This is a genomic window from Pseudodesulfovibrio karagichevae, assembly GCF_041414475.1.
Classification (GTDB): Bacteria; Desulfobacterota; Desulfovibrionia; order Desulfovibrionales; family Desulfovibrionaceae; genus Pseudodesulfovibrio; species Pseudodesulfovibrio karagichevae.
On record NZ_JBGLYH010000001.1, the window covers coordinates 73,020 to 97,732 of the forward strand.

Genomic DNA, 24,713 nt, shown 5'->3' on the forward strand with positions numbered 1-24,713 from the left:
TGAATTGCGCGGCCATTGCCCACGGTTGCGAAACGCCCCGTATGTCCGGAGGTCGCGCAGCCGAGGACCGACATGCGAAAATCCAGACTCCTGGCCGCCATAGCACCCAAGACCATACAGCACTACCTCGCCTACATGGTCGCGGGGCTCGTGCTGATCCAGATCGCGATCACCTGGTTCCTGATCTCCGACCTCACCGCGTCCATGCTCCGGGAGCAGATCGGCCAGCGCGCCCTGCAGACCGCCCAGACCATCGCCCAGATCCCGATGATCTCCACGGAACTGGAACGCGCGGACCCGCAGGGGAATATCCAGGCCCTGGCCGAGCGCATCCGCGCGCTGACCGGCGCGGCCTACATCGTGGTCGGCGACGTGCGCAACAAGCGGTACTCCCACTCCGTCCGGGAGCGGGTCGGCCAGACCTTCGTGGGCGGGGACACCGGCCCGGTCATCAACGAGGGCAAATCCTACGTCTCGGAGGCGGTGGGGACCCTGGGCCGTTCCATCCGGGGGTTCGTCCCCATCTTTTCGAAGAACGGAGCCGTCATCGGCTTCGTCTCGGTCGGCTACCTGACCACCAGCGTCCAGAAGAGCATCGCAGAGCACATGCAGCGCCCCCTGCTCTTCATCGCCCTCCTGACGCTCGTCGGCTTCGCCATCACGGCGGGCATCACCCGGCATCTCAAGAAGATCACCCTCAACCTCGAACCGGCGGAGATCACCAACCTCTACCTGGAACGGGGCGCGGTCCTCGAAACCATCCGCGAAGGCGTCATCGCCACGGACCACAAGGGAGAGATACGCCTAGCCAACAAGGCCGCGCTGGCCTACACCTGCTTCAACTCATCGGAGCTGGTCGGCAACCTCATCGACGACGTCATCCCCTGCGCCAGGCTGAAGCACGCCCTGACCACCGGGGAGAGCGAGCACGACCAGGAGCGGGTGGTCAACGGCCAGGAGCTGATCTTCAACATCGTCCCGGTCATGAAGGACAACGCGGTCAAGGGGCTGGTCGCCAGCTTCCGGCGCAAGGACGAGCTGGACCGGATCTCCCACGAGCTTTCGAGCATCCAGGAGTACTCGGAGCTCCTGCGGGGGCAGACCCACGAGTACTCCAACAAGCTGCACACCATCGCCGGGCTGATCCAGATCGAGGCCTACCAGGAGGCGCTCGAACTGGTCACCAGGGAGTCCTCGGGCTACGAGGACATCATCCGCTTCCTGAACAAGGCCGTGCCGCACCCGGTCATCGCGGCCATCGTGCTCGGCAAGTTCAACCGGGCCATGGAGCTCAAGATATCCTTCGAGATCGACCTGGAAGGCTCCATGGTGGACGTCCCGGATTGGATCAAACAGGAAAAAATCGTCACCATCGTCGGGAACCTGCTGGACAACGCCTTCGAGGCCGTCCTGGAGCAGGGCAAGGACCGGCGGCACGTCTTCCTGTCCTTCACCGACCTGGGCAACGACATCGTCTTCGAGGTGGAGGACACCGGCGCGGGCATCCCGGAGGAGCGGATGGACGTCATCTTCGAAAAGGGCATCTCCTCCAAGGGGACCTCGAGGCGGGGTCTGGGACTGTATCTGGTCAAGCAGCGGCTGGACGAACTCGGCGGGTTCATCTCCGTCTCGCCGGGAGAGTTCGGCGGGGCGCTCTTCTCCGTCATCATTCCGAAAACCAGGTGTATCGTCAGATGAGGAATATCGAAGTCGTCATTGTCGAGGATGACTCGCGGATCGCGGACCTCCACCGCCGGTTCTGCGAACGGGTGGAAGGCTTCTCGGTCGTCGGCATCGCCCAGGGGCTCGAGGACGCCAAGGCCATGATCGAGCTCTGCAAGCCCGACCTGATCCTGCTCGACCTGTATTTCCCGGAGGGCACCAGCCTCGATCTGCTGCGCGACATCCGCACTCAGGGCATCGAGACCGACGTCATCCTGATCACGGCGACCAAGGAGATGGGCCCGCTCAAGGACGCCCTCCGCGGCGGCGTCTTCGACTACATCATCAAGCCGGTCATCCTGGACAGGTTCACCGCCTGCCTGCAGAAGTTCCGGGAGTATTTCGCCAGGCTGCACACGGACGGCCGGGTGGAGCAGCGGGATGTGGACAGCCTGCGCAACCTCAACCCGAGCCTGTCCCTGTCCGAGCCCCCGGCCGGGGACCTGCCCAAGGGCATCGACGCCCTGACCCTGAGAAAGGTCAGGGCCGAGTTCGAAGGCGAAGGCCGGGACCTGGAGAACGGGGCCAGCGCCGAGGAGATCGGCGAACGCATCGGGGCGAGCCGATCCACGGCCCGGCGCTACCTCGAATACCTCGTCTCCATCGGGGTCATCTTCCCGGACGTGGCCTACGGCTCCGTGGGCCGCCCCGAACGCCGGTATTTCCGGCACTGAGCCGACTCGCGGCAAGCCCCCTCCCGCCGAGGGCAGCCCGGGCGACGGTCCTTTCCCCCGCCCCCGTGAACAAAATGCCCAATATTCATTTTAGGGAAAGAATACCCATTAAACAGTCAATCTGTTTTCTTCCCGTTTTTATCATACGCACATCCTACCGAGTCAGATGGGTTGCACTCCATTCTAACCTTAAGACTGCCTTTGGCAGGAGGATGTATGAGACGTATCGTGACGATCGCCTGCGCGATCATGTTGGCTGTTGCCCTTTCCGTTCCCGCTTTTGCCGGACAGGTCGTGCTCAAGCTCGGCCACATCGCCGAGCCCGTCCACCCCTACGGCCAGGGCGCCGAGAAATTCGCCGAACTGGTCAAGGAGAAATCCGGCGGCGACATCGTCGTCAAGGTCTTCCCCTCCTCCCAGCTCGGCGGCCAGAAGGACCTCATCGAGGGGTTGATCTTCGGCACCGTGGACATGGCCCTGGTCGGAACCGCCGTTCTGGGCCAGTTCCAGCCGCAGATTTCCATCTTCGACCTGCCGTTCCTCTTCCAGGACCGCGCCCACGCCTACCGCTCCCTCGACTCCGTGGGCATGGACCTCGGCAAGGCCCTGGAGCCCAAGGGCATCAAGCTGCTCGGCTACATGGAGAACGGCATCCGCCACCTGACCAACAACGTGCGCGAGGTCAAGACCCCGGCCGACATGAAGGGCCTCAAGATCCGCGTCATGACCAACAAGATCTTCATCGCCATGATGAAGTCGCTGGGCGCCTCCCCGACCCCCATGGCCTTCGGCGAGCTCTACTCCGCCATGCAGCAGGGCACCGTGGACGGCCAGGAGAACCCCAGCGCCCACATCTGGACCAAGCGGTTCTTCGAGGTCCAGAAATACGCCTCCCTGACCGCCCACGCCTACTCCCCGGAACCGCTGGTCATGTCCATGATGAGCTGGTCCAGGCTGACCCCCGAGCAGCAGCAGATCCTCAAGGACGCCGCCAGGGAAGCCATCGACTGGCAGCGCAAGCTGTCCGCTGACAAGGACGCGGAATACTGGAAGCTCATCGCCGAGACCGGCAAGATCAAGATCACCGAGGTCGACCGCAACGTGTTCATGGAAGCCACCAGGCCGGTGTACGAGGAATTCGCGCCGATCGTGGGCCAGGACAACATCGACAAGATCAACGCGCTGCGCAAGTAGTCATATCGGGACGGGGCCGGAGCCGTTCTCCGGCCCCGTTTCACAGGAGGTTTTCCCGATGGATGCGTTGTTCAACAAATTGCGCTCGGTCCTTTACTGGATATCCGTGGCGTCCATGACCGTCATGCTCGGCCTGATCTTCATGCAGGTCGTCAACCGCTACATCTTCGGCACCACCTTCGAGTGGACCGAGGAGCTGGCCAGATTCCTCTTCGTCTGGGTCGTCTTCCTCGGCTCCGCCCTGATCATGGGCGAGAGCGGGCACCTCGCGGTGCAGCTCCTGCCCTCCAAGCTGGAGGGCACGGCCGCCGGGCTGGCGCTGGAGGTGTTCGTCAACCTGTGCAGCTACGCCTTCACCCTGCTCCTGCTAGTCCAGGGGGCCAAGATGACCTCGGTCATGACCTTCCAGACGGCCCCCGGTCTCGGGATTTCGATGAGTATCGTCTACTCCATCATTCCCATCAGCGCGTTCCTGATGCTCCTCTACCTGTTCAAGGACACCGTGAAGATCATCAAGAAAATCCGGGAACACCGGGCTTAGGAGGACGTCATGGAACTTGTTCTGCTCTGTACTTTTCTCGGCCTGACGTTCCTGGGAGTGCCCGTGGCCTACGCCCTGGGCCTCTCGGTTTCCGTCATTCTCTATCACTACATGCACATGCCGCAGGTCATGATCACCCAGGTCATGTACTCGGGCATCGACTCGTTCTCGTTCATGGCCGTGCCCTTCTTCATGCTCGCGGGCTCGTTCATGTCCGCAGGCGGCGTGACCAAGCGGCTCGTCAACTTCTCCCAGGCCCTGGTCGGTTCCTTCACCGGCGGGCTGGCGCAGGTCGTGGCGGTCTCGGGCATGTTCTTCGCGGCCATCTCCGGCTCCTCGGCCGCCACCACGGCGGCCATCGGTTCGACCATGGTCGACGAGATGGAGAAGAAGGGATACCGCCGCGAACTGGCCACGGGCATCGTCGCCTCGGGGGGCACGGTCGGCATCGTCATCCCGCCGTCCATCACCCTGGTGGTCTACGGCGTCATCGCCGGGTCCTCCATCGGCGACCTGTTCGTCGGCGGCCTGGTCCCCGGCCTGCTCATGGGGCTGACCATGTGCGTGGTCAGCTACTTCATCGCCAAGAAGGAAGGCATCCCCGCCGAAGGGTCCTTCTCCTTCGTCAACCTGCTCAAGGCGTTCAAGGACTCCTTCTGGGCCCTGATGACCCCGGTGATCATCATCGGCGGCATCTACGGCGGCATCTTCACCCCGACCGAGGCGGCGGCAGTGGCCGCGGTCTACGGCATCTTCGTCGGGTTCTTCATCTACAGGGAACTGACCCTCAGGGACTTCCCCAGGATCATCTTCCAGGCGGTCATGGGCACGACCATGATCATGTTCATCGTCGGCGCGGCCAAGGTCTTCGGCTGGATGCTGACCAACCTGGAGATCCCGCACCACATCGGCGAGTACATCGTCTCCCTGACCAACTCGCCGGCCATGTTCCTGATCATGATGAACCTGCTGCTGCTCTTCATCGGCACGCTCATCAACGCCTCGGCGGCGGTGGTCATCCTGACCCCGATCTTCCTGCCGGTCGCAACCAAGCTGGGCATCGACCCGCTGTTCTTCGGCGTCCTGATGGTCGTCAACCTGGCCATCGGCTGCATCACGCCGCCGGTGGGCCTGGACCTCTTCGTGGCCAGCGCCATCACCAAGGTCCCGTTGGAAAAGGTCATGCGGGCCTCGGTGCCCTACCTGGCCGCCCTGCTCGGGGCCCTGCTGCTGATGACCTTCTGCCCGCCGATCATCACCTTCCTTCCGAACCTGTTGCAATAAGGACGTAACGTCATCCTGCCCGATCAGACGCAGGCATAACGACCAGGCCCCGCAGCACCAGGAATTGCTGCGGGGCCTACCCGTTTCCGGCGATTGGAAAAGCGCTATGGGGGGGCCGTCGGCCCGCGACGCCGACGGAAGCGGCCCGGGCCTGCCCCTCGTTCAAGCCGTCGTGGACGGGGCAAGCGTGCAGGCGGGGGACCGCTGCCGGGATGATTTGAAGGGACTCGGGGGGATCAGAGGTACTGCCAGACTTTGCCGATTGCCGTATCCACGACGGCGACGGCGCAGAGATCGCTATAGGCGATCTCGACAACCTCGGCCCGGAGGTTTCCCTCTTCCTGCCTTTTGTTGAAGGCGTCCTTTATGGCAATGGAGTCGCCCAACGGCCGTGACTGCGGAGAACTGCCGTCATGCGTCCGGGGGTGGTAGCCCATGAAAATCGTTTTGACCTGTTCCTGTTCGCCGTTCATATCCTGTCCTCGTTGATCTGCGGGTGTTCCACGGTCGATCCCGGGCCGACGTCCGGCTGTACCGGGCAGCCGTTGCAGCGGCTTCCCGACCAGGGTCCGCAACACGCTGAATGGCTCCATCCTGTCCACTTACTTCTCCATGTGGAGAGTCCCTGTCAAGGTAGGCCAATTCGTCAACCCCGACAATCCCCCCGATTTAATTTGTTTATTTTTTTGTTACCCCCGCGAGAAAAGACCCGGAAGCGAACTTCCGGGCCTTTGTGCCTTCCGATGGTGGAGCCGGAGGGAATTGCCCTTCGCCGTCCTCTTGCGGTTCACGCCGATGGACTTCCCAAGGAGTGTGAGCGCCCAGGCGTCCAGGCTTGAGAAAACAGGCCTCCCGCTAGCACCCCTTGCCGGAGGCGTCCGTGAGGCCGTGTTTCGCCAGGCCCGCCATGGAGGTTTCGCGATAGCCGCACTTCAGGTCGCGGCCGGTTTCTCCCATGGTCTGGACCACCTGGTCGAAGCTGATGCGGTGTTCGCCGTCCGTGAAGAGGGCGTACTCGGCGGCGTTGATCGCCCGGATGGCCGAGACGGCGTTGCGCTCGATGCAGGGGACCTGGACATAGCCCCCCACGGGATCGCAGGTCATGCCCAGGTGGTGCTCCAGGGACATCTCGGCCGCGTAGTCGATCTGCATGAGCGAGCCGCCGAACAGATAGGCGGCGATGGCCCCGGCCATGGCGCAGGCCGTGCCGATCTCCCCCTGGCAGCCGACCTCGGCCCCGGAGATGGAGGCGTTTTCCTTGACCAGATTGCCGATCAGGCCGCCCACGGCCAGGGCGCGCAGTATCTCCCGCTCCTCCAGGCCGTAGTCCTCCTGCAGGGAGCGCAGCACTGCGGGGATCAGCCCGGCCGAGCCGCAGGTGGGGGCGGTCACGACCTTTCCGCCAGAGGCGTTCTCCTCGGAAACGGCCAGGGCATAGGCAAAGGTCTTGCCCACGCTGCGCAGATGCCCGGACTGGGTCCTCGCCTTCTTGAAAAACGTATTGGCCTTGCGCGGATAGCGCAGTGCGCCGGGCAGGACCCCCGTGCATTCGAGGCCGCGCGCAATGGAATCCAGCATGGCCTGCCAGATGTCCCGCAGAAACGGCCACAGTTCCGGGCCTTCCTGTTCCTCGACGTACTGCCACAACTCCATGCCGTTGGCCTTGCAGTAGCCCATGATGGCGGCCAGCGTGGTGTGCGGGTACAGGGAAGCCGCCCCGCGATTCGGCGCGTCGGCCTCGGCGATGGTCCCGCCGCCCACGCTGAACACTTCCCATGTCTCCACGACGGCGCCCTGCCCGTCCAGGGCCTCGAAGACCATGCCGTTGGTATGGAAGGCGCGCACCTCTTCCGGTTTCCAGAGGACTTCCGTCCGCTCGAGCCCCAGCGTCCGCTCGATGATCCAGTCCGTGAGGTGCCCCCTGCCCGTGGCCGCCAGGCTGCCGAGCAGGGTCACCCGGTAGCGGACGGCGTCGGGCGTGCGTTGCATGAAGGCCTTGGCCGCTTTCTGCGGTCCCATGGTATGGCTGCTGGAGGGACCGTTGCCCACTTTGTACAATTCTTTCAGGGAATCCATGCTTTCTCCGTACGGATCGGGATAAGGCCGCCCCGCCACCGGACAATGCGGGACGGGGCGGCCTTGGGTATTAGGGTTTGGCGGGATTTGCCGGAGGCCGTCGGCGGCCTCAGGACCGCTGCATGACCTCGTCGAGGAGCTCTGCGAAGAAGGAGGCCCCCACCAGGATGACCTGGTCGTTGAAGTCGTATTTGCTGTTGTGGATCACGGGCGAATCCGCGCCGTTGCCGACCCACACGAAACAGCCCCTGGTGTGCTGCATGTAGAAGGCGAAGTCCTCGCTGCCCATGGCCGGGAGCTCGTGGGTGAGCACGTTCTCCTTGCCCACGACCCGGGCGGCGGCCCTGACGGCCGGTTCCGGCATGGAGTTCGCCAGCACCGGATGCTTCCGGTGGTAGTCGAAGGACGTCTGCACGCCGTACATGGCGGCCACGCCCTCGGCCAGCCGACCCAGGGACTCCTCGATGAGGTCCTGGACGCCGCCGTCCGTGGTGCGCACGTTGCCGCGCAGGACCACTTCGTCCGGGATGATGTTGTAGGCGCTGCCGCCGTGCACCTGCGTGATGCTGATGACGGCCTTGTCGTGGGCCGAGACCTTGCGCGGGATGACCGTCTGCGCGCCCTTGATGAAGTCGGCCACCGCCGCAAAGGGCTCCACGCAGAGATGGGGCACCGAGGCGTGCCCGCTTTTCCCCCGGATGGTCAGGTCGAAGCGGTCTTCCGAAGCCATGCTGGGGCCGGGGTGCACCACGATCTGATCCGCCGCGTAGCCCGGCCAGTTGTGCAGGCCGAACATGCAGTCGATGGCGTACTTTTCGAACAGGCCGTCCTCGATGATCTTGAGCGCGCCGCCGAAGCCCTCCTCGCCGGACTGGAAGAGGAGGAGCACGGTGCCGTCGAAGTCGCGGTGATCGGCCAGATACCGGGCGAAGGCCAGCAGCGTGGTCGTGTGGCCGTCGTGGCCGCAGGCGTGCATGCGCCCCGCCCTTTCGGACCGATAGGGCAGCCCGGTTGCCTCGGAGATCTCCAGGCCGTCCATGTCGCCGCGAAAGGCGACGATCCTGCCCGGCCCGCGGCCTTCGACCTTGGCCAGCAGGGAATTGACGCCGATGTCCTCGTAACCGATGCCAAAGCCGTCGAGCTTCTCCTTCACGAAGGCGACGGTCTCGACCGTATCCAGCCCGATCTCCGGGCAGGTGTGCAGGTGCCTGCGCATGTCTTGCAGTTCATCGAAGCACGCTGCGATTTCAGGCTTCAGATTCATTAGATCTCCCCGAGGGATTTGAGCACGACCTGGGCAATGCCGGCGGAAGCGACGTACGTTCCGGCCATGACGAACAGGCTGACCACGACGATGCGCCAGCCGGTCTTTTGCAGGGCGGGCAGGTCCTTGCCGATGCCGATGCCCGCGTAGGCCAGGATGGGGGTGGTCAGGGCCAGGAAGTTGACCTTGGAGACCCAGGCGGCCACGGCTTCGTGGCCCGGGACGCCGGGCATGGTGATGATCATGCCGAACGTGATGACGTACAGGACCGTGGGCAGCTTGTAGACGTACCTGTTGGCCAGGATGCCGAGGATGCAGACGCCCACGAGCACGGCCATGCCGGGCATGGCCTCGATGATGCCGAAGCCGTAGCCGATGCGGTTGCCCACCAGGGTGATGACGGCGACGATCAGCAGGACGATTGCGGATTCGATTATCTTGTTCATGACTAAGCCTCCTGAGCGGTGCCGAACTTGATGCGGTACATGATTTTATAGAGCTTGTTGGCCAGGGGCAGGGCGATGAACATGGACATGTACACGCCGTCCAATCCGGACAAGGTGTTGCTGGCCACGCCGAAGGCCTGGATCTTGTCCGCCATGTCCGGGTAGATGGCCGAGAGGCTGCCGACCGTGGCGGTCATCATGCTGGCCGAGCCGACGCCCGAGGCCATGGCCAGGGCATAGGGGTGGAACCAGTTCAAGACGCTCAGGAAGGAGGCGGCCAGGCCGAAGAAGATGGTGCCGAAGACCGTGCCGCAGATGTAGACGCCCATGACACCGCGTCCCTCGGGGGAGTCCAGACCGTAGATGTCGCCGATCAGGGCGACGTTGGGCTCGCGGGCGATGGAGTGGGCGGCGCCCACGGATTCGCGTTTCAGCCCCAGGAACACGGCGATGGGGATGCCGATGACCAGGGTGCCGATGTTGCCGAATTCCTGCAGGATGAGGGCCGGTCCGGCCTTGAGGATCTCGAAGAACTTCGGCCCCACGAGGGTGCCGTAGCGGGCCATGAGCAGCATGAGGGTCAGGCCGACCAGACAGCTGGCATGGTCCATGTCCCTGTCCTTGACGACCTTCAGGAATTTCGGTCCCAGAAAGGTGCCGATGAAGACGGCGTAGAGCATGGGCAGCAGGACCAGCTTGCCGGGGCCGATGTTGAATTGGATGATGCCCACCAGTTCGGATACGGCCACCAGCACGAGCACGAGCAGGTGGACCTTCACGTTTTTGATTGCGTCTAACATGTAGTGTTTCCTATGGTTGAAATGATTGCGCTTTACCTGTTACCGTCTGTGGTTTCCCGGCGTCGCCTGAATATTCAGACCGCGCCGGCGCACCGTCTCGTCCCAATCCGGGTGTTGTTGCCGACTGCCTGTCTTCTCTCCCCTGCCCTCCTGTTGTCTGCCATGGTTGACGGCCCTGTATTTTAGGTCACGTCATAAATATGTCCGAAAATGGTCATACCCTGCCGATTGCAGCTAAATATTTATTTGAACAAGGTTTTTCGGACGACCGACACTATACGAATTTTCCTTGCCCACCAGCGTCGCATGACCGCTGTCCAAAAGCTTCTTGAGCACGCGCCGGGCGCTGCGCTCCCCGATCCCCAGGCACGCGGCGAGGTCTCCGGAATCGAACGTGTTTTTCCCGGTCTTGTCCATGATGGCCCGGATGCGGTCCACGTAGCTCGGGGTGACGCCGATTTCCCGGGCGATACGCAGCAGGGTGTCGTCCCCGATGCGGGTGCGGTAATGCAGCTCATCCTCCTCGCCCAGGGGGCCCCGTATCTGATCGTCGTGGGCCAGGAACACGCCCCCATGAGGCCGTTCCCGGCTGTGGGAGAGAGCCGTGCGGGCGGATTTTTCCGCCTCGAACGCGGTGGAGCCGATGCCGATGCCCGAGCAGACCCTGAGGTTGTTCTTGCGGCTCCAGTTCAGGATGTCCCCGAACAAGGCCAGATGCACCGGGCTTTCGATGACGCCCCGGGTCGAAAAGATGGCGTATTCGCGTTTGCCGATGTTGAAGACGCTGCCCTGGATGGCGCGGACATAATCGAGCAGTTCCAGGAAGAAGAGCCCTTCATCCCGCATGCGGTCATACTGGTTGATCGGGTTCCCCTCGTTGCGGAACAGGCGGATGATCTGAATGGCGATGCCCGCGGAGCGCAGTCCCCGGGCCGCGATGGCCCCCAGGAGGTGCTCCACGGTGTCGCGGACCTGCAGGGAGCTGGGGAGCATGCGGAACACCGGGCACCCCAGGCCGATCAGCTGCTGGTAGACCGAGCCGAAACCGGAAATGGCCAGGTCCACCTTGTCGGATTCCAGGAGTTCGCGGTGCCACTCCAGGAACTCCTGCTCGGTGTGCTGCGTGGTGAAGGGCATGGAGTACACCTGGCCGAAGGGGATGCCGAACTCGCGGATGACCTCGGAAATCACCTGCTGGGTGACGACGTCGATGCTGATGCGGTCAAAGGACAGGCCGCGTCGCTGTATTTCGGAAAAGGCGCGGATCAGGCTGTAGGCGCCGCGTTCGATCTGGGTGTACGGTTTTGTCAGGACGCCCGTGGCCTTGGCCGCCTCCTGGACGCCGATGCCGGAGAAGAGCAGGCCGTCGCATTCGCTCTGGCTCTGCTCCAGAACTTCGTGGACATCCTCGGTGCGCTCCCGGACGTAGGCCTTGAACGCCACGTCGGGAAAGAACCGTTTCATCGATTCCCGCATGATCTCCACGGAGTCGGACGGACCGACAAGGGCGAGTCTCTTTTTCATCAGTTTCCAGCGGTTACGCAAATGTTTCATGAACCGTTCGGCAACACGGTGATTACGGCCACGTCCTAAAGATGTCCATAATTGACTATCCAATGCCATTGAAATGCAAGCCGTGTCAATGGCCGGGCTGCAAGTCGGGAAGAATACGGTTCGCCCCGGCTGCCCGGAGCATCGGAAGCGGCCCCGCGTCGCTGGGAAGCGCGTGTTTTAAGCGGGCGGTTTGCGTCAACCGGAACACCGCTGCATCGCAGCGGATTCCGTAGCTATGGCCGGAAACGGTTTCTTGCGGCGAGGGCCACGGGGAGCGGACCGGACCAATGACAGCGCCGGGTAAAGCCCGCGAACGGCAGACTCCGGCGACGGGCATTGCGACGCCCGCCGGGGGAATCCCTCCCTCCGGTTCTTTCCGTCTCGGCGCGGTTCGCTTTCCGCGCCGCTGCCGGGTGCCCCCGGCGCAAACGCTTTGACATCCCCCAGAGTTCGGCTATAAGAGGCCGCATTCAAAGGAGCCAAGCATGAAACTGCACCGACTTTTCCTGATATGTCTTTTGGCGGCGCTGCTTTGCGGCTGTGTCGGAAAAATCACCGCCCCCACCTCCGGGCCCACGGCCAGGGTCACGGTGGAGGTGACCAACTTCGCCCCCAACCGCTCATTGGTGAACGTTGAGAACGGCTACTTCACCATCAGCAACGCCGACGAGAGCTGGGGCGGCCAGCAGATCCTGCAGAACGACAGCCCCACCTTCTCCCAGCTGGTCCCGGCTGGCGAGGAACTGACCTACATCGTCCATCTCATGCAGGGCGGCGGCGGGTTCTCCTCGACCTGCGGCGTGAAGTTCCAGATGACGCTGCCCCAGGGTGCCGACCTGCACATCAAGTTTGAACTGGTCCGTGACCAGGGCCCCGAAGTCATCGGCTGCGTCGCCACCCTCTACTCGGGCGACAAGCTCATCGGGACCTACAAGGGCAGCTCCAGCATCACCGTCTACAAGGTGAAGTGGGTCTACTGATCCAGTCTGCGCCGCGTCCCGGCGCCCGCCCGCTCCACCAAGACAAGGCCCGGAAGGACATGCTTCCGGGCCTTTTTTCTCTCCCCCCCCGGCGGGCGGCCGAGTATTGAGGCCGATGGCCTCGGGGGGGCCTCTCCAGTTCTTCGCAGCGTATGGAATACAGCGAACACACTGAATGTTGTCGCCACGTTCCTATTTCCCGAACCAGCATTTGGGCCAGGTGCAGGTGTGGCAGGCCATGCAGTAGCCGCCCTCGCCCATGCGGGCCAGTTCGGCACGGGTTATTTCCCGCCCGGCCAGGAGCCTGGGCAGGATGACGTCGAGAAACGTGGTCTTGAAGTACAGGGCGCAGGCCGGGACGCCCAGGACCTGAACCCTGCCGCCGACAACCCCGGCAGGCAGCGTCCCCATGAGGCTCATTGCCCCGGGCAGCACCGGCACGCCGTGCAGGACGTCGGCCAGGCCATTCTCCAGCAATGCCTGCCGGGTCAGGTCGTCCGAATCGACCGACAGGCCGCCGGTGGTGACCAGGAGATCGGCACCGGCGGCCCTGATTTCCGCAATGGCGGCCCGCATCATCTCCCTGTCGTCGGGAACGACGATGCTTTTGACCACGGAACAGGAATAGGCACCGGCCTTGGCGGTGATCACCGGGATGAACTTGTCCTCGATGATCCCCTGGAAGACCTCGGTGCCGGTCACCAGGATGCCGACCTTGGCCTGCCTGAGCGGCAGCACGCTAAACAGCGGCTCACCGCCGAGGACCTCGAGGGCCTGCCGCATCCGCTCTTCGGTCAGGAAAAGCGGGATGGCCCGGGTCCCGGCGAACCGGCTGCCCTTTTTGACCACTGTCCCGTCATGGCGCGAGGCGACCATGACTTCGGGCACCAGATTGAACCGCTCCATGCGCACGGCGTCCACGCAGAGCAGGCCGTCACGGTCGGCGGCGAAATCGATCTTGCCCTCGTGGGGAGGCAGCGCGTAGCCGACACCGGGACCGGCCATGGCCCGGGCGAAACACTCGGCCACCTCGTTCTCGTGCCGGACGCCCTGCCAGGAGGCCTCGGCCGTGGCCGAGTGGTCGCGGACCGCCACATGGAAGCGCCCCATCTGCTGCAGGCGGCAGACATCGCCGATGGACAGGCGCTGGCCCGCCTTGAACTCCGGGCCCTTGAACTGGCCGGGTTCGATGCGCGTCATGTCGTGGGCGGCCTCCTGCCCCACGGCCTCGGCCACCGGGACCACGCGCAAGCCCGCAGGCATGCTGTCGGCCACCGGGGAGTGCGTCGAGGCATAGGGGGCCTGGCCCTGGCAGCCCCGGCAGATGGGGCCGTCGCACAGGGGATAGGCCTCGCCGCAGACCGGGCAGACCCCGATGGCGTCCATGGGCTTGTGCCCCAGGTACCGGGGTTTGACCGTCACCGACTCCATCCTGCAGATGGTGTCTCCGGCCTGTTCGATCTCCCGCTCCAGGCGGGCGACGTCCTGGTCCTTCTTGGGCCTGCGTTTGAAGAACCAGTCCCGGATCTCGGGGAAGTCCTCCAGCCTCGACGGATCAATGCTGACGCGCACGCCCTCGCCTGTATGCTTGTCCCCAAGAGAGACAGCATATCTGCCCAGATTCGTCACCTTCATCCAGTTGTTGCCGGTGCTGCACAGCGTCAGCAGCTGTACGGCATCCGGCAAGCACTTGGTCGTTTCCACGACGGCCTCGAAGAGCGTCCCTTCCGGAATGTTCCGCTTGGCCATGGCGACCATGTATCCACCGATGAGCAGCCCGGGAGCCGCATACCCATGGAAGTTCCGGGCCAGAGCCTTGAACTCCTCGAACGTATAGCTTTCGATATTCATTTTTCTCAACTATCGGATTCGCATCATGAGGGTGGCGATGACGCCAAGCACGAGGACAGGAATGATCAGGTAGCCCGCGGTGGTCCATCCATAATTCTCGATGAACATGCCGTAGATGCCGGGGCCGAAGAACATGCCCAGGTTCTGGCCGACGGCAACGACGCTCAAGCCGATGCTCGCGTCTTCGGGCTTGCCCATGATTTCGGGGCCGGCGGCGAAAACGCAGGTCGGGATGATGCCGATGAACACGCCGAGGGTCAGCATGTAGGCAGTCATATATTCGGCGGGCAACGAGAAGGGGCAGAGCATGAGCAGGGCCAGCGCAATCAGGGCGATCAGCATGGGCTTCTTGCGGGAATTGATCTTGTCCGACCACACACCGGCCAGGGCGCCGGAAGCGATGCTGATGAGCATCAGCAGGCTGGCGGTAAAACCCGCCTTGGCCGGGCTCATTCCCAGGTGCGTTCCCATGAACGTGGGCATGAAGGAGTTGATGGTGATCTGGCAGACGTTCTGGGCGAGAAAAGCGAAGGCCAGCAGCCAGATGTCCCGCACCTTCAGCTTCGCGAAGATGGACTGCAGGGTAGGCTCGCGCCCCGTGTCCTTGCGGTCCGCGCCCTTGGGCATGCGGTAGCAGGTCACGAAAAGGATCAGGGCGAAGACCGCGTAGCCCGTGCTGACCCACCACACCGGGTGCCAGTCGCCGGCGCCGATCTGCGGGGCGACGTTGAACATGATGACCAGGCCGAGGGGAACCCAGGCTCCCCAGAGCCCCATGGCGGTGCCGAGCTTGGCCGGGGTAAACCAGTAGGAGATGGCCGCCGGTCCGACGATGGCGATGAGGCACATGCCGAGACCTTCGATCACGCGGCCGACGAGCATCATGACCGGAGACGTGGCGTAGACGCCCACGGCCGACCCCACCACGAAGGAAAGCATGGCGATGCTTCCCGCAGTACGGATGCCAATCTTGCGGATGATGAATCCGGCGGGCAGGGCCAGGAAGATGGCCACCAGGGAAAAGACCGACATGAGCCAGCCCGCCGTGGACAGGGAAATGTCCAGGCTTGTGCAGAGCTGCTGCATCATGGGGGGGACCTTGAACTGGTTGATGGGGGCCGCGATACCGACGAAGAACACGACCGCCAGCATCCACCATGCGTACGGAGAATCAGGGCCTTTCGCTACGTTGCTCATTTCGTATCCTGTAATGTTATGGCTAAATGTTATTGTTGCGGACAAACCATGCGCTCATCCGTCCCCCCTCCCCCGGAGGCCCGCCCTCCGAAGAGAGCGGACCTGTGGGTGGGGTAGGGAATGCAATGGGTCGATTGCAGCGACAATTTATAGGAGGATGACGCCCACGTTGACGCTGGCGCCCATGACGATCTTCAACGCCTTTTCCCGGCCGTCACTCAAGACCTTGAGCGTATATTCGCCGGAATCCGGCTCGATGGCGTCGAACTTGAAGTCGCCGAACATGTCGGTCCGGCAGGAACCGATTTCCTTGCCGTCATGGGTCAATGCGACCTGGGCGCCCTCGACGACGTCCTCGACCTCGTCGGCCACCTGCGCCACGCTGCCCGCAATATGGGCCTGCGTGTAGCGGAAGAGGTTTTTGTACCAGATCCGGGGGTGCGTGCCGTACTCGGGATGCAGGACCTGGAGTTCCTCCTTTGCCGCAAGGCCCTTCATTTCGGAGTCGCTCAATTTGACGGCCTTGAGACTCCCGGTGGCGCAGACCGATACGGGACGGGGCTCCTTCCAGTCCGCGTCGAGCAGATGCGCGTCCCAGCACCACTTCTGCGGCAGGCCCAACTCGTCGTTCCACCAGATGTGGCCGTATGGACAGGCCTTGACGAGGTCGCGCTGCCCCTGGGCCTTCCGGGGATCGATCATCACGATCCCGTCGGCGCGCTTGTAGATGGCCTTGTCCCTGGCCGCCTGCATGCACGGTGCGTTGTCGCACTGGTTGCAGGTGGTGAACAGGTAGGCCACGTCCATGAGGGAGCCGGAGCCCCGCTCCCGGGTGTCCAGCTGGATCCAGTGGTGGCCGTGCCGGGGACAGGGCTCGCTGTAGCCCGGGAACCGGTTGCCCACATACTCGTCCAGCAGGGTCATGTAGCAGTTGTTGCAATTCTCGCATTTCGCGACATCAACAATGAGGTTCCACTTCTGCGAAGTGTTGGTGTTATTGGATTGCGACATGTTATTCTTCCCATTTACGGATTTCTATGAGGCACGAGTTGCTGGCCGTGGAGTGGGATTTCTTGACCATGGGCCTGCTCGGCGTGAGGATGTTGACGCAACCGCCGCGATCCGGGGATTTGCCCGGTTCGCCGATGGGCGCGTAGACAGCGGACGATTCGTAGGAATGCACCGTGCCCGCAGGGACGCGCTCGGTGAGGTAGGCGTACAGGATGACCGATCCGCGATCGTTGTAGGCCTCCACCAGATCGCCGTGGGCGATGCCGCGCGCCTTGGCGTCGACGGGGTTGAGGCGGACGATCCAGTAGTGCCAGCCGTCCACCTCGACGCGGTGGTCCTTGATGTCGTTGAGCCACGAGTCCTTGCCGTCCTGCATGGTATGGAAGCTGTACCGGTTGTGCGGCGAGATCAGCTGCAGGGGAAAGCGCTTGTAGTCCTCGGAATGGTGGCCCTCCCAGGCGGGAATGTACTTGGACATGGGAGGCCGTTCCGGGTCGTCGGGGTCGTACTGCGTCAGGCTGGTCGAAACGAATTCGATCTTTCCGGACTGGGTCTGGAGCCCTTCGCGGAACTTCTCCGCGTAATCGGCGGGCAAGGGGTTGACCTCGGGGACGTCCTTGGAGCGGCCCTCATAGAACCAGTTCCAGGAGACCGGATCGCGGCGTTCCTCGCACGGTGCGGGCACCACATAGTATCCCTTCTTGAGGAACTCCCTCCAGGACATGACCTGGGGCAGGTCCGTGGCGTCGAAGAGGCGCTTGCACCAGTCCAGCTCGGTGCTGTTCTCGGTGAAGTAGCTTCCCAGGCCCAGTTTACCCGCGATGGTGGCGAAGATCTCGTAGTCGGACTTGGATTCACCCAGCGGCTCGATGCACTTGTGCTGCATGGTCATCACGCGGTGGTTCCACTGCGTGAAGCTGTGGTGAATGTACCCGCTGCAGTTGGCCGTTTCGCCGATATCCCAACGCTCGAAGTTGGTGCACGCGGGCAGGATGATGTCCGCGAACTGCGCCTCGCCCTCCATCCAGATGGACTGGTTGATGACGCACTCCAGCTCGGGGCTGCGGTACATGTCGGCGTAGCGGTTGGTCTGGCACATGGTGCCGAAATGGGACCCGCCGTACTTCCAGTAGAGCTTGACCTTGGAGTGACCGGGCGAGGGGTAGTGGATGGGGAAGAACTGACCGCGGATGGTGGACGGGTCGGTCGGGTACCCGGTGGTCTCGCCGTTGAGGATGGCCTCGGGAATCTGCAGGCGCGGCACGCTCTGTTTGACCGTGTTCATGGTGACCAGCTGCGGCATGCGCTGGTACATGTTGATCATCAGGCCGGTGCCCGCCAGGTCGCCGGAGAGGCCGCCCTCGGAGTAGCCGGGGAAGAAGAAGCGGGTGTCCACCGGGGTGCCCTGCTGCAGGCAGCCCAGGTTGACGCCGGGTTTGCCGATGCCCTGCATGGCCATGAGGTAGACCATGCTGCGTGCCCATTCCACGCCGGTGGCGCAGCGGCAGGCGGAACCGAATCCCTGGATGCCGCCGCAGGAAAGGTAGGTCCGCCTGGAGCCCCATTGGCGGGCAAGGGCCCGCACCTCGCGCGCGGGGATGGCGGACTCGGCCTCCTGCCACTCGGGAGTCTTGGGAATGCCGTCCTCGTTGCCGAGCACATACTCGCGCCACTGGTCAAAGCCTGTGGTGCGGTTCTCGACGAACCACTTGTCGTACAGGTCTTCCGTGATCCAGACGTAGGCGATGGCCAGGGCCAGGGCGTTGCCGGTGGCCGGGCGCGGCGCGAGCCACTTGCCGCCCATCAGCGCGGCCGTGTGATTGTAGAACGGATCGATGTGCACGCAGGGAATGCCCAGCTCCTTGGCCCACATGCGGCGGATGGTGCCCTCCTGGGCCCCGTACACGCCCGAGGTGGTCTCCGGGTCGCTCGACCAGAACACGACCATCTCGGCGTTCTTGAGCAGATCCTCCACCGTGGAATACGTATCCGGCGCGCCGTTGCGGATGGTGTTGCCCCAGTGGTGGGCGGCGCCCCAGAACCAGCCTTCCCAGCTGTCGGGGTTGTGGTCCACATAGGTGCAGCCGATAATGTTGAAGAAGCGACGGCGGCAGGAAAGCCAGTAGCCCAGGTTGCCCCAGGTGTGGTGCGAGCCGGAGCCGTTCATGATCGCTCCCGGGCCGTGCACCCTCTTGACCCGCTTGATCTCGTCGGCAACGATCGTCGCGGCCTCGTCCCAGGAGATGCGCTCGTAGCCGGAGATGCCCCGGTTCTGGGGGTTGCGCTCTCCGTTGGGATCGAAGTCCACCCGCTTCATGGGGTAGAGGAGCCGCTTGTCCGAGTAGATGGTGGACTTCAGGCCCGAGGTGTAGGACGTCACCGTGGTCTTGCGGGGCGGAGTGAAACTCTTTCCGCGCGCCTTGATGGTCCAGGTGTCGGCGTCGGTCTCATCAAATTCGATGTGCGTGATACGGATGATCTTGTCATCCTTCACGTAGACGAACACCGGGCCCGCATTGGTGTTGTTCACATACCGGATGGAGCCGTCCTTCATCGGGGTACCGATCTTGGAGAACTGGATGTCGATGATCTCGGCGGTCAGCTTGGAGAAGAACATCAGCGCCTCGTCGTCGCCACGCGAGTCGGTCTTGAAATTCTTGGCCATGTGAATGAACTGCATCCGGGTGTCGAAGTCCGGGAACGGGGTCATCAGGCGCACGGCCTCGCGGGCGCTGTCGAACAGCAGCGTCCCGTCGGGGTCGGCGTGCACGCCGCTCTTGGACGTAACCTGTCCGTCCTGGAACGCGAACCAGCGCCCCCAGGACTTGTCCCGCAGTTCGATCTGAACCACGCAATTCTTGCTGTGCAAGAGCTTCTTGACCGCTTCGCTCCGTTTTGCAGCCGCCTTGATCGCGGTGGGCAGAGCCAGGAACCCGGCCTTCAATTTCGCCTTGGCCACGCTCTCGGCCATTGACGGAGAATACCGCATACGCACTCCCTTTGTTTCTTGTCGGCCATATGCCGCCGGAAGCTTCCGGACCGGCCGGTTGCCCGGCGACCAACAGATGTTTATTGTTTTTTGTCCACTATTCGAACAATATGCCCACTATATGGACAACATTCTTTCGACTCCGACCAACTTCTCACGCTCCTTCACGGAAGCCACTGGAACAGGAGGACCAATGAGTGAAGGCAAAGAAACCGCCATCGGCAAGGCAATGCAGATATTGCGCTTCTTCGAAAGCGAGAACCGCCCTTCCACCATCCAGGAGCTGAGCCGGTCCCTGGGGCTCAAACGGGCCACGGTGCATCGCACGGTCCAGACCCTGGTGGAATACGGCATGCTGCGTCACGAGCTGGACGGCAGCCGGGTCTCCCTTGGGGGCGCCATCTTGGCCCTCGGTGCATCCCTTACGCATTCCCTGCGTTCCGGAGCGCTGCTTGAGAGCGCCCGCCCCCACCTGGTGCGCCTTCGGGAAGAAACCGGTTGCGGCGTCACCCTCGAACTCTTCTCCGGCATGCGGAACATCCTGCTTTTCGCCCTCAAGGGGCTGCGCGTCGTGTCTTTTGCCGGAGCCCTGGGCGATGTCATGCCCTGGCATGCCGCGGCCGGCGCCAAGGCCACCCTGGCCAACGTCCATCCGGACGAACTCGCCCGGCTTCTCTCCGAAAGAATGTTTCCCTTCACGCCCAACACCATCACCGACCCGGACCGTTTCCTGGCCGAACTGAAGAGCGTGCGCCGCAAAGGCTACGCCACGGACCTCGGCGAGACCCAACTCGGCGTCAATGCGGTGGCCGTCCCGTTTTTCAGCTATGACGGCCGCCCCGCCGGCGCCGTGGTGGCCATGGACGTCGGCCTGGATCTGCAGGGGCCCGAACCGGAGATCATCACCATGGTCAAAGAGGCCGCGCAGGCCATCTCGACGCGCAATTTCGCTCCGGGCGGCCGGCAGGGCTGAGCCGTCCCCCTTCAAGATCCTTTGTCCGGTTTTACGGCGCATCGAACTACTTCCGGCGTTTCGCCTTGAGCATGGTTCCCGCCAGTCCAATGACGCCGAACATCAGCATCACGCCCATGACCATCATCATCCAATACGTGGCAAGCATCCTTGTCTCCCGATTTGCTGTGTGGTTAGGCGAATTTGCGGCCGAGTATCCGGGAAAGGCCGAGCCCCCCGATGACCAGAACAACGATGCAGACGGCCACGGCTCCAAATATGTGCCAGAACAACATGGTGATATCCTCCTTGGTTTCCTGGTTAAGCCCGCTTGAGGAACAGCCCGCGCTCCGTGCGCACGACCGACAGCATGGCGACGGACACCACCAGGCTGGAGATCAGCGTGGGGTAGACATTGGGGATGTCGGCCATACCCATGGCCACGGGCAGCGCGGTGAAGCTCCAGAGCATGTTGATGATCCAGCTGACCAGAAGGGTCGTGACCGCAGCCGCTCCCGAGCGGCGCCAGAACAGGCCGAAGATGATCAGGAAGAACACCGGGGTGATCCAGGCGAAGAGCCAGTTGATGGCGCTGACGATGGGAGGCATGTTCCCGGCCGCGACGATGGCCAGCACGGCGAGCACGATGATCCCGGCGCGGGTGACGAAGGCCTCTTCCTTTTCGCACAGGTCGGGGCGGAAGAGGTTCTTGTAGATGTCGATGGTGAAGATGGTGGCCGGGGCCAGCACCGCCGCCGCAAAGCTGGAGAGCACGGCCGCCAGGAAGGTGGCGAAAAGCAGCGCGATGAGCCACGGCGGCAGGTAGCGCATGAACATGGCCGGACCGGCCAGCTTGGGCCCGAGGGCGCTGACGCCGGGGTCGATCTTGGCGGCCAGGCCGATGCAGACCACGAAGACGCAGAAGAAGCCGTTGAGGGGTGCGGCCAGCCAGAGGGCTTTCTTGATGGTCCCCTCGCTCTTGGCTGCCAGGGCGGGCTGGATGAGCTGCTGGGCCACGGAGTGACAGGTCACGGTGGCCAGCACGGTGCCCAGGGCGAAGGTGAGCAGCAGATCGGGCGTACCCAGGGTGGAGAGCATGAATTCGTTGCCGTGCTGCATGTAGACGGCGGCCACGCCGTCCCACCCGTCAAAGGGAATGCCCATGGAGATGTACACGAAGGCCAGGATCAGCCCCACATACATGATGAAACAGTTGATGAGGTTGACCCAGCCGATCTCCTTCATGCCCGCGAGCACCACGTACAGGGTGCCGATGATGCCGCCGATGACGGCGCCCTGGGCAATGGGCAGGCCGGAGATGGTGGAGATGATGATGCCCAACCCCTGGGCCTCCAAGGTCAGGATGCCCCAAACCATGCCGGCCATCACGCAACTGACCATCAGCCGGGCTGTGTCGCCGAAAATGAGCGACAGCATCTCGGGCATGGTCGTGATGTTCAGGCGGCGGGCCCACAGACCGGTGGAGGTGCAGGCCACTACCAGCAGGGCCACGTGGGCCAGCCCGAACCAGACGCTCACCGCCCCGATGTGCCAGGTCATTTCCAGAACGCCGAAGATATGCGGGGTGCCCAGCACGGTCAGGGCCAGGGTGACCCCCACCACGGGCCAGGGAAGGCTGCGCCCGGCCAGGGTGAATCCGCCGGTCGCGCAGGCCTCGCTCTTGCGCTCCCTGGACTTGATGAATGCTCCGATGCCCACGACCACGATCACTTCGTAGGCCAGGACTGTCAGCAAGACGCCCCAGTGACTAACAACTCCCATTGCAAACACCTCCCAATATGGCCTTTGCCGCCGTGCAGGCTTTCGCCTTCGGGCATTGTTCTTTGTTCCGTCACGCTTTTGGCAAATGGCGTGCCAATTCACAACTTGCTGAAATTTAAACTATTATTTCAGGAAATTTCAAGAAATTGGAAATATCAGAATTTTACGGGAAATTCGTTGTGGTATTTCATAAAAAATGTAGATATTGGGAAATACCAGAACAGGGAGCCCCAATGGACAAGAACACCTTTTTCAGAAATGGCGTGGAAGCCATCACCAGTTCGCTCATCATCGAGGATGCGCTGACCAAATGCCTGCGCTTCATGCAGACGATGATGCCCATGGATATCATGTCCATCCATCTGTGGGAGGGAAGCCTCAACTCCCTGCGCATCGCCGCCACCACCAACGGCAAGCTCAAGATGGCCTCGAACATCCTCATCCCCATCCCGGAGAGGTACCGGGGCATACCCGAGTGGCTTCAGAACGAGAATCTCAAAATATACAACAACTTCAGAGAAGACCCCATCAGCGTTCTCGTTCAGGAGGCCCTGGTCCCCATCTTCGGCCCCCATGAATACTCCCATATGATCATGCGGGTTAAGATCGAGGAGGAGCGGATCTGCGACGTGGTCGCCCTGGCGAAGGGGCCGGACCGCTACACCTGGGAGCACGCCGAGCTCTTCGAGATGCTGCATTCCACCTTCGGCATCGCCGTGTCCAACGCTTTGCACCACAGGGAGATCATGCAGATGAAGGACCGGCTCATGGAGGACAACCGCATCCTCAAGGAGCGGCTGAGCAGCTGGAGCACCACGAACATCGTGGGCGCCCATGCCGGGATGCAGCATGTGGTCCGGCGCATCAAGCAGGTGGGCAACACCAACGCTCCGGTGCTGATCCTCGGCGAAACCGGCACCGGCAAGGATGTGGTGGCTTCCGCGCTGCAGGAACAATCCTCGCGCCGCGACAGGGCGTTTGTCCGGCTCAACTGCGGCGCCATCCCGGAGAGTCTCCTGGACACCGAACTGTTCGGGCATGAAAAGGGGGCCTTCACCGGGGCTCACCTCACCCATATCGGCCGCATAGAGCGCGCGGACGGAGGCACGCTGTTTCTCGACGAGGTCGGCGAGCTCTCACAGAGCGCACAGGCGAAACTGCTGCGTGTCCTGCAGAACGGCGAAATCGAACGTATCGGCGGCTCTTCGACACGCCATGTGGACGTGCGGGTCATCGCGGCCACGCACTGCGACCTGGAAGCCATGGTTGCCGATGGCCGGTTTCGGGCGGATCTCTATTACAGGTTGAGCGTCTTTCCGATCATCATCCCCCCGTTGCGCGAGCGGATAAGCGACATCCCCCTGCTGACCGACAGCTTCATCAAAAAATGCTCGACGAGCATGAACATCGCGCCGCCGACGCTTGCCCCCGGGGCAATCAACGTCTTGCTCGGGTACAGCTGGCCCGGCAACGTCCGCGAACTCGCCAACGTGATCGAGCGGGCCATGATCAACAACCCCGAGGGACCGTTGACCTTTCCGGAACTCGGTTCCGGAGCCCAGGCCAACTCCGATCGCACCGCGCCCTTGCAGCTTTTGGACGAACTCGTTCCGCTGGACGAGATCAACCGGAAATATATCAACTATGTTCTGGAGAACGTCGACGGCAAGATCCACGGCCCGGGCGGCGCCGCCGAAATTCTGAAGATCAACCCGCACACGCTGCGCAGCCGCATGGACAAACTCGGCATTGCATATCGCAAACGGGCCAGCTCGGAGAGTGGCTCCCGCTGACGCAGCGAGGTCTCCAAGAACCGCCCGCCCCCATGTCAAGCCGAAACGCACATTGAGCAGAGGCCATGCGAGCCGGAGGCGATCCCGCCATCCCTCTCGCGGCCCACAGCCTGCTACCCGGTACCGGGAAAACGCGGTGTGAAAGGCAAGGGGACTTCATGGTCGGCAACATGGTCGGCGTCACGTCGGAAGCGACAGACACAGAGCGGACATATTCCTGAAATCCGCCACAAAACACGAAAAGGGTTCCAAGTATTCACTTGGAACCCTTTTCGTGCGGTGGAGCTGAGGGAATTGAACCCGCGACATCTTGAATTCCATTCAAGGTTATCGCTTGTAGTTGTTTGGAATAGCTGTTGTTTTTTGTCGAGAGAGACACCTCAAGGGTATGTTGGCTGACAAAAGGCATACTGAAATCGGCGCAGCCCCCTGTAATGTGGTTGGACCACATCGGCCGGCCGACGGGCTCGCCGCCGAGAGTATGCTATGGGCCGCGGGAGGCGTCTAAACCAATATTTACCCGGAGTTATCTGAGGATGCAATCCAACAACTTTTTTACACGCCATCTGGCGTTCAGGTATATAGGATGCGTACTTGTCGTAC

At 62.8% G+C, this 24,713-nt stretch carries 19 protein-coding genes; 8 read left to right on the plus strand and 11 right to left on the minus strand.

Annotated features, from left to right (window positions below):
* The first annotated feature begins 72 nt into the window (after positions 1 to 72).
* From AB6M95_RS00305 to AB6M95_RS00325, 5 genes are all read left to right on the plus strand, one after another.
* The gene (locus AB6M95_RS00305; RefSeq protein ID WP_371384730.1) at positions 73 to 1,698 is read left to right on the plus strand and encodes an ATP-binding protein; all 1,626 of its coding nucleotides are present in this window, start codon (positions 73 to 75) and stop codon (positions 1,696 to 1,698) included.
* Entirely contained in the window at positions 1,695 to 2,396 is a 702-nt protein-coding gene (locus tag AB6M95_RS00310; RefSeq protein WP_371384731.1) for a response regulator, read from the plus strand. The genes AB6M95_RS00305 and AB6M95_RS00310 overlap by 4 nt, the downstream gene beginning before the upstream one ends.
* A 216-nt stretch (positions 2,397 to 2,612) precedes the next feature.
* On the plus strand, positions 2,613 to 3,590 hold the full coding sequence (locus tag AB6M95_RS00315; protein WP_371384732.1) for a TRAP transporter substrate-binding protein: 978 nt from the start codon (positions 2,613 to 2,615) through the stop codon (positions 3,588 to 3,590).
* Between the two features lie 58 nt (positions 3,591 to 3,648).
* Positions 3,649 to 4,131, plus strand: coding sequence for a TRAP transporter small permease (locus AB6M95_RS00320; RefSeq protein WP_371384733.1), 483 nt, complete (start codon positions 3,649 to 3,651; stop codon positions 4,129 to 4,131).
* Positions 4,132 to 4,140: 9 nt separating this feature from the next.
* Positions 4,141 to 5,415 (plus strand): TRAP transporter large permease, encoded by a 1,275-nt coding sequence (locus tag AB6M95_RS00325; RefSeq protein ID WP_371384734.1) that lies wholly within the window; start codon positions 4,141 to 4,143, stop codon positions 5,413 to 5,415.
* A 236-nt stretch (positions 5,416 to 5,651) separates the two neighbouring features.
* Here the strand turns inward: AB6M95_RS00325 and AB6M95_RS00330 are convergent, their stop codons facing one another.
* From AB6M95_RS00330 to AB6M95_RS00355, 6 genes are all read right to left on the minus strand, one after another.
* Positions 5,652 to 5,888 (minus strand): hypothetical protein, encoded by a 237-nt coding sequence (locus AB6M95_RS00330; protein WP_371384735.1) that lies wholly within the window; start codon positions 5,886 to 5,888, stop codon positions 5,652 to 5,654.
* Between the two features lie 382 nt (positions 5,889 to 6,270).
* Positions 6,271 to 7,491 carry an L-serine ammonia-lyase, iron-sulfur-dependent, subunit alpha gene (locus tag AB6M95_RS00335; protein WP_371384736.1) on the minus strand — a complete coding sequence of 407 codons (1,221 nt, stop codon included), beginning with the start codon at positions 7,489 to 7,491 and terminating at the stop codon, positions 6,271 to 6,273.
* Between the two features lie 109 nt (positions 7,492 to 7,600).
* A complete protein-coding gene (locus tag AB6M95_RS00340) occupies positions 7,601 to 8,755 on the minus strand; it encodes an amidohydrolase (protein ID WP_371384737.1) in 1,155 nt (384 codons plus the stop codon).
* The gene (locus AB6M95_RS00345; RefSeq protein WP_371384738.1) at positions 8,755 to 9,201 is read right to left on the minus strand and encodes a hypothetical protein; all 447 of its coding nucleotides are present in this window, start codon (positions 9,199 to 9,201) and stop codon (positions 8,755 to 8,757) included. The genes AB6M95_RS00340 and AB6M95_RS00345 overlap by 1 nt, the downstream gene beginning before the upstream one ends.
* Positions 9,202 to 9,203: 2 nt before the next feature.
* Positions 9,204 to 10,001, minus strand: a complete 798-nt coding sequence (locus tag AB6M95_RS00350; protein ID WP_371384739.1) for a DUF3100 domain-containing protein — start codon at positions 9,999 to 10,001, stop codon at positions 9,204 to 9,206.
* Positions 10,002 to 10,235: 234 nt separating this feature from the next.
* Entirely contained in the window at positions 10,236 to 11,525 is a 1,290-nt protein-coding gene (locus AB6M95_RS00355) for a hypothetical protein (protein WP_371384740.1), read from the minus strand.
* A gap of 515 nt (positions 11,526 to 12,040) precedes the next feature.
* On the opposite strand from AB6M95_RS00355, the gene AB6M95_RS00360 reads away from it, so the two are divergent.
* On the plus strand, positions 12,041 to 12,535 hold the full coding sequence (locus AB6M95_RS00360) for a hypothetical protein (protein WP_371384741.1): 495 nt from the start codon (positions 12,041 to 12,043) through the stop codon (positions 12,533 to 12,535).
* Between the two features lie 192 nt (positions 12,536 to 12,727).
* On the opposite strand, the gene AB6M95_RS00365 is transcribed toward AB6M95_RS00360, so the two are convergent.
* The 4 genes from AB6M95_RS00365 to AB6M95_RS00380 all read right to left on the minus strand — a co-directional run bounded on the left by AB6M95_RS00365 (position 12,728) and on the right by AB6M95_RS00380 (position 19,583).
* On the minus strand, positions 12,728 to 14,386 hold the full coding sequence (locus AB6M95_RS00365; RefSeq protein WP_371384742.1) for an FmdE family protein: 1,659 nt from the start codon (positions 14,384 to 14,386) through the stop codon (positions 12,728 to 12,730).
* A 9-nt stretch (positions 14,387 to 14,395) separates the two neighbouring features.
* Positions 14,396 to 15,583 (minus strand): MFS transporter, encoded by a 1,188-nt coding sequence (locus AB6M95_RS00370; RefSeq protein WP_371384743.1) that lies wholly within the window; start codon positions 15,581 to 15,583, stop codon positions 14,396 to 14,398.
* A gap of 147 nt (positions 15,584 to 15,730) precedes the next feature.
* Positions 15,731 to 16,594 carry a 4Fe-4S dicluster domain-containing protein gene (locus AB6M95_RS00375; protein WP_371384744.1) on the minus strand — a complete coding sequence of 288 codons (864 nt, stop codon included), beginning with the start codon at positions 16,592 to 16,594 and terminating at the stop codon, positions 15,731 to 15,733.
* Between the two features lies 1 nt (position 16,595).
* Positions 16,596 to 19,583 (minus strand): molybdopterin-dependent oxidoreductase, encoded by a 2,988-nt coding sequence (locus AB6M95_RS00380; protein ID WP_371384745.1) that lies wholly within the window; start codon positions 19,581 to 19,583, stop codon positions 16,596 to 16,598.
* Positions 19,584 to 19,776: 193 nt separating this feature from the next.
* Between AB6M95_RS00380 and AB6M95_RS00385 the strand changes: the two genes are divergently transcribed.
* Positions 19,777 to 20,556, plus strand: coding sequence for an IclR family transcriptional regulator (locus AB6M95_RS00385; protein ID WP_371384746.1), 780 nt, complete (start codon positions 19,777 to 19,779; stop codon positions 20,554 to 20,556).
* A gap of 300 nt (positions 20,557 to 20,856) precedes the next feature.
* Here the strand turns inward: AB6M95_RS00385 and AB6M95_RS00390 are convergent, their stop codons facing one another.
* Positions 20,857 to 22,317 carry a sodium:solute symporter family protein gene (locus tag AB6M95_RS00390; protein ID WP_371384747.1) on the minus strand — a complete coding sequence of 487 codons (1,461 nt, stop codon included), beginning with the start codon at positions 22,315 to 22,317 and terminating at the stop codon, positions 20,857 to 20,859.
* Between the two features lie 233 nt (positions 22,318 to 22,550).
* On the opposite strand from AB6M95_RS00390, the gene AB6M95_RS00395 reads away from it, so the two are divergent.
* Complete coding sequence (locus AB6M95_RS00395; RefSeq protein WP_371384748.1) at positions 22,551 to 24,110, plus strand: sigma-54 interaction domain-containing protein; 1,560 nt, start codon at positions 22,551 to 22,553, stop codon at positions 24,108 to 24,110.
* Positions 24,111 to 24,713: the final 603 nt, after the last annotated feature.

What these genes read in the sequence shown, in the direction of transcription:
- AB6M95_RS00305 (WP_371384730.1), top strand. Translation starts at nt 73, where the DNA reads ATGCGAAAATCCAGACTCCTGGCCGCCATAGCACCCAAGACCATACAG.
- AB6M95_RS00310 (WP_371384731.1), top strand. Translation starts at nt 1,695, where the DNA reads ATGAGGAATATCGAAGTCGTCATTGTCGAGGATGACTCGCGGATCGCG.
- AB6M95_RS00315 (WP_371384732.1), top strand. Translation starts at nt 2,613, where the DNA reads ATGAGACGTATCGTGACGATCGCCTGCGCGATCATGTTGGCTGTTGCC.
- AB6M95_RS00320 (WP_371384733.1), top strand. Translation starts at nt 3,649, where the DNA reads ATGGATGCGTTGTTCAACAAATTGCGCTCGGTCCTTTACTGGATATCC.
- AB6M95_RS00325 (WP_371384734.1), top strand. Translation starts at nt 4,141, where the DNA reads ATGGAACTTGTTCTGCTCTGTACTTTTCTCGGCCTGACGTTCCTGGGA.
- AB6M95_RS00330 (WP_371384735.1), bottom strand. Translation starts at nt 5,888, where the DNA reads ATGAACGGCGAACAGGAACAGGTCAAAACGATTTTCATGGGCTACCAC.
- AB6M95_RS00335 (WP_371384736.1), bottom strand. Translation starts at nt 7,491, where the DNA reads ATGGATTCCCTGAAAGAATTGTACAAAGTGGGCAACGGTCCCTCCAGC.
- AB6M95_RS00340 (WP_371384737.1), bottom strand. Translation starts at nt 8,755, where the DNA reads ATGAATCTGAAGCCTGAAATCGCAGCGTGCTTCGATGAACTGCAAGAC.
- AB6M95_RS00345 (WP_371384738.1), bottom strand. Translation starts at nt 9,201, where the DNA reads ATGAACAAGATAATCGAATCCGCAATCGTCCTGCTGATCGTCGCCGTC.
- AB6M95_RS00350 (WP_371384739.1), bottom strand. Translation starts at nt 10,001, where the DNA reads ATGTTAGACGCAATCAAAAACGTGAAGGTCCACCTGCTCGTGCTCGTG.
- AB6M95_RS00355 (WP_371384740.1), bottom strand. Translation starts at nt 11,525, where the DNA reads ATGAAAAAGAGACTCGCCCTTGTCGGTCCGTCCGACTCCGTGGAGATC.
- AB6M95_RS00360 (WP_371384741.1), top strand. Translation starts at nt 12,041, where the DNA reads ATGAAACTGCACCGACTTTTCCTGATATGTCTTTTGGCGGCGCTGCTT.
- AB6M95_RS00365 (WP_371384742.1), bottom strand. Translation starts at nt 14,386, where the DNA reads ATGAATATCGAAAGCTATACGTTCGAGGAGTTCAAGGCTCTGGCCCGG.
- AB6M95_RS00370 (WP_371384743.1), bottom strand. Translation starts at nt 15,583, where the DNA reads ATGAGCAACGTAGCGAAAGGCCCTGATTCTCCGTACGCATGGTGGATG.
- AB6M95_RS00375 (WP_371384744.1), bottom strand. Translation starts at nt 16,594, where the DNA reads ATGTCGCAATCCAATAACACCAACACTTCGCAGAAGTGGAACCTCATT.
- AB6M95_RS00380 (WP_371384745.1), bottom strand. Translation starts at nt 19,583, where the DNA reads ATGCGGTATTCTCCGTCAATGGCCGAGAGCGTGGCCAAGGCGAAATTG.
- AB6M95_RS00385 (WP_371384746.1), top strand. Translation starts at nt 19,777, where the DNA reads ATGAGTGAAGGCAAAGAAACCGCCATCGGCAAGGCAATGCAGATATTG.
- AB6M95_RS00390 (WP_371384747.1), bottom strand. Translation starts at nt 22,317, where the DNA reads ATGGGAGTTGTTAGTCACTGGGGCGTCTTGCTGACAGTCCTGGCCTAC.
- AB6M95_RS00395 (WP_371384748.1), top strand. Translation starts at nt 22,551, where the DNA reads ATGGACAAGAACACCTTTTTCAGAAATGGCGTGGAAGCCATCACCAGT.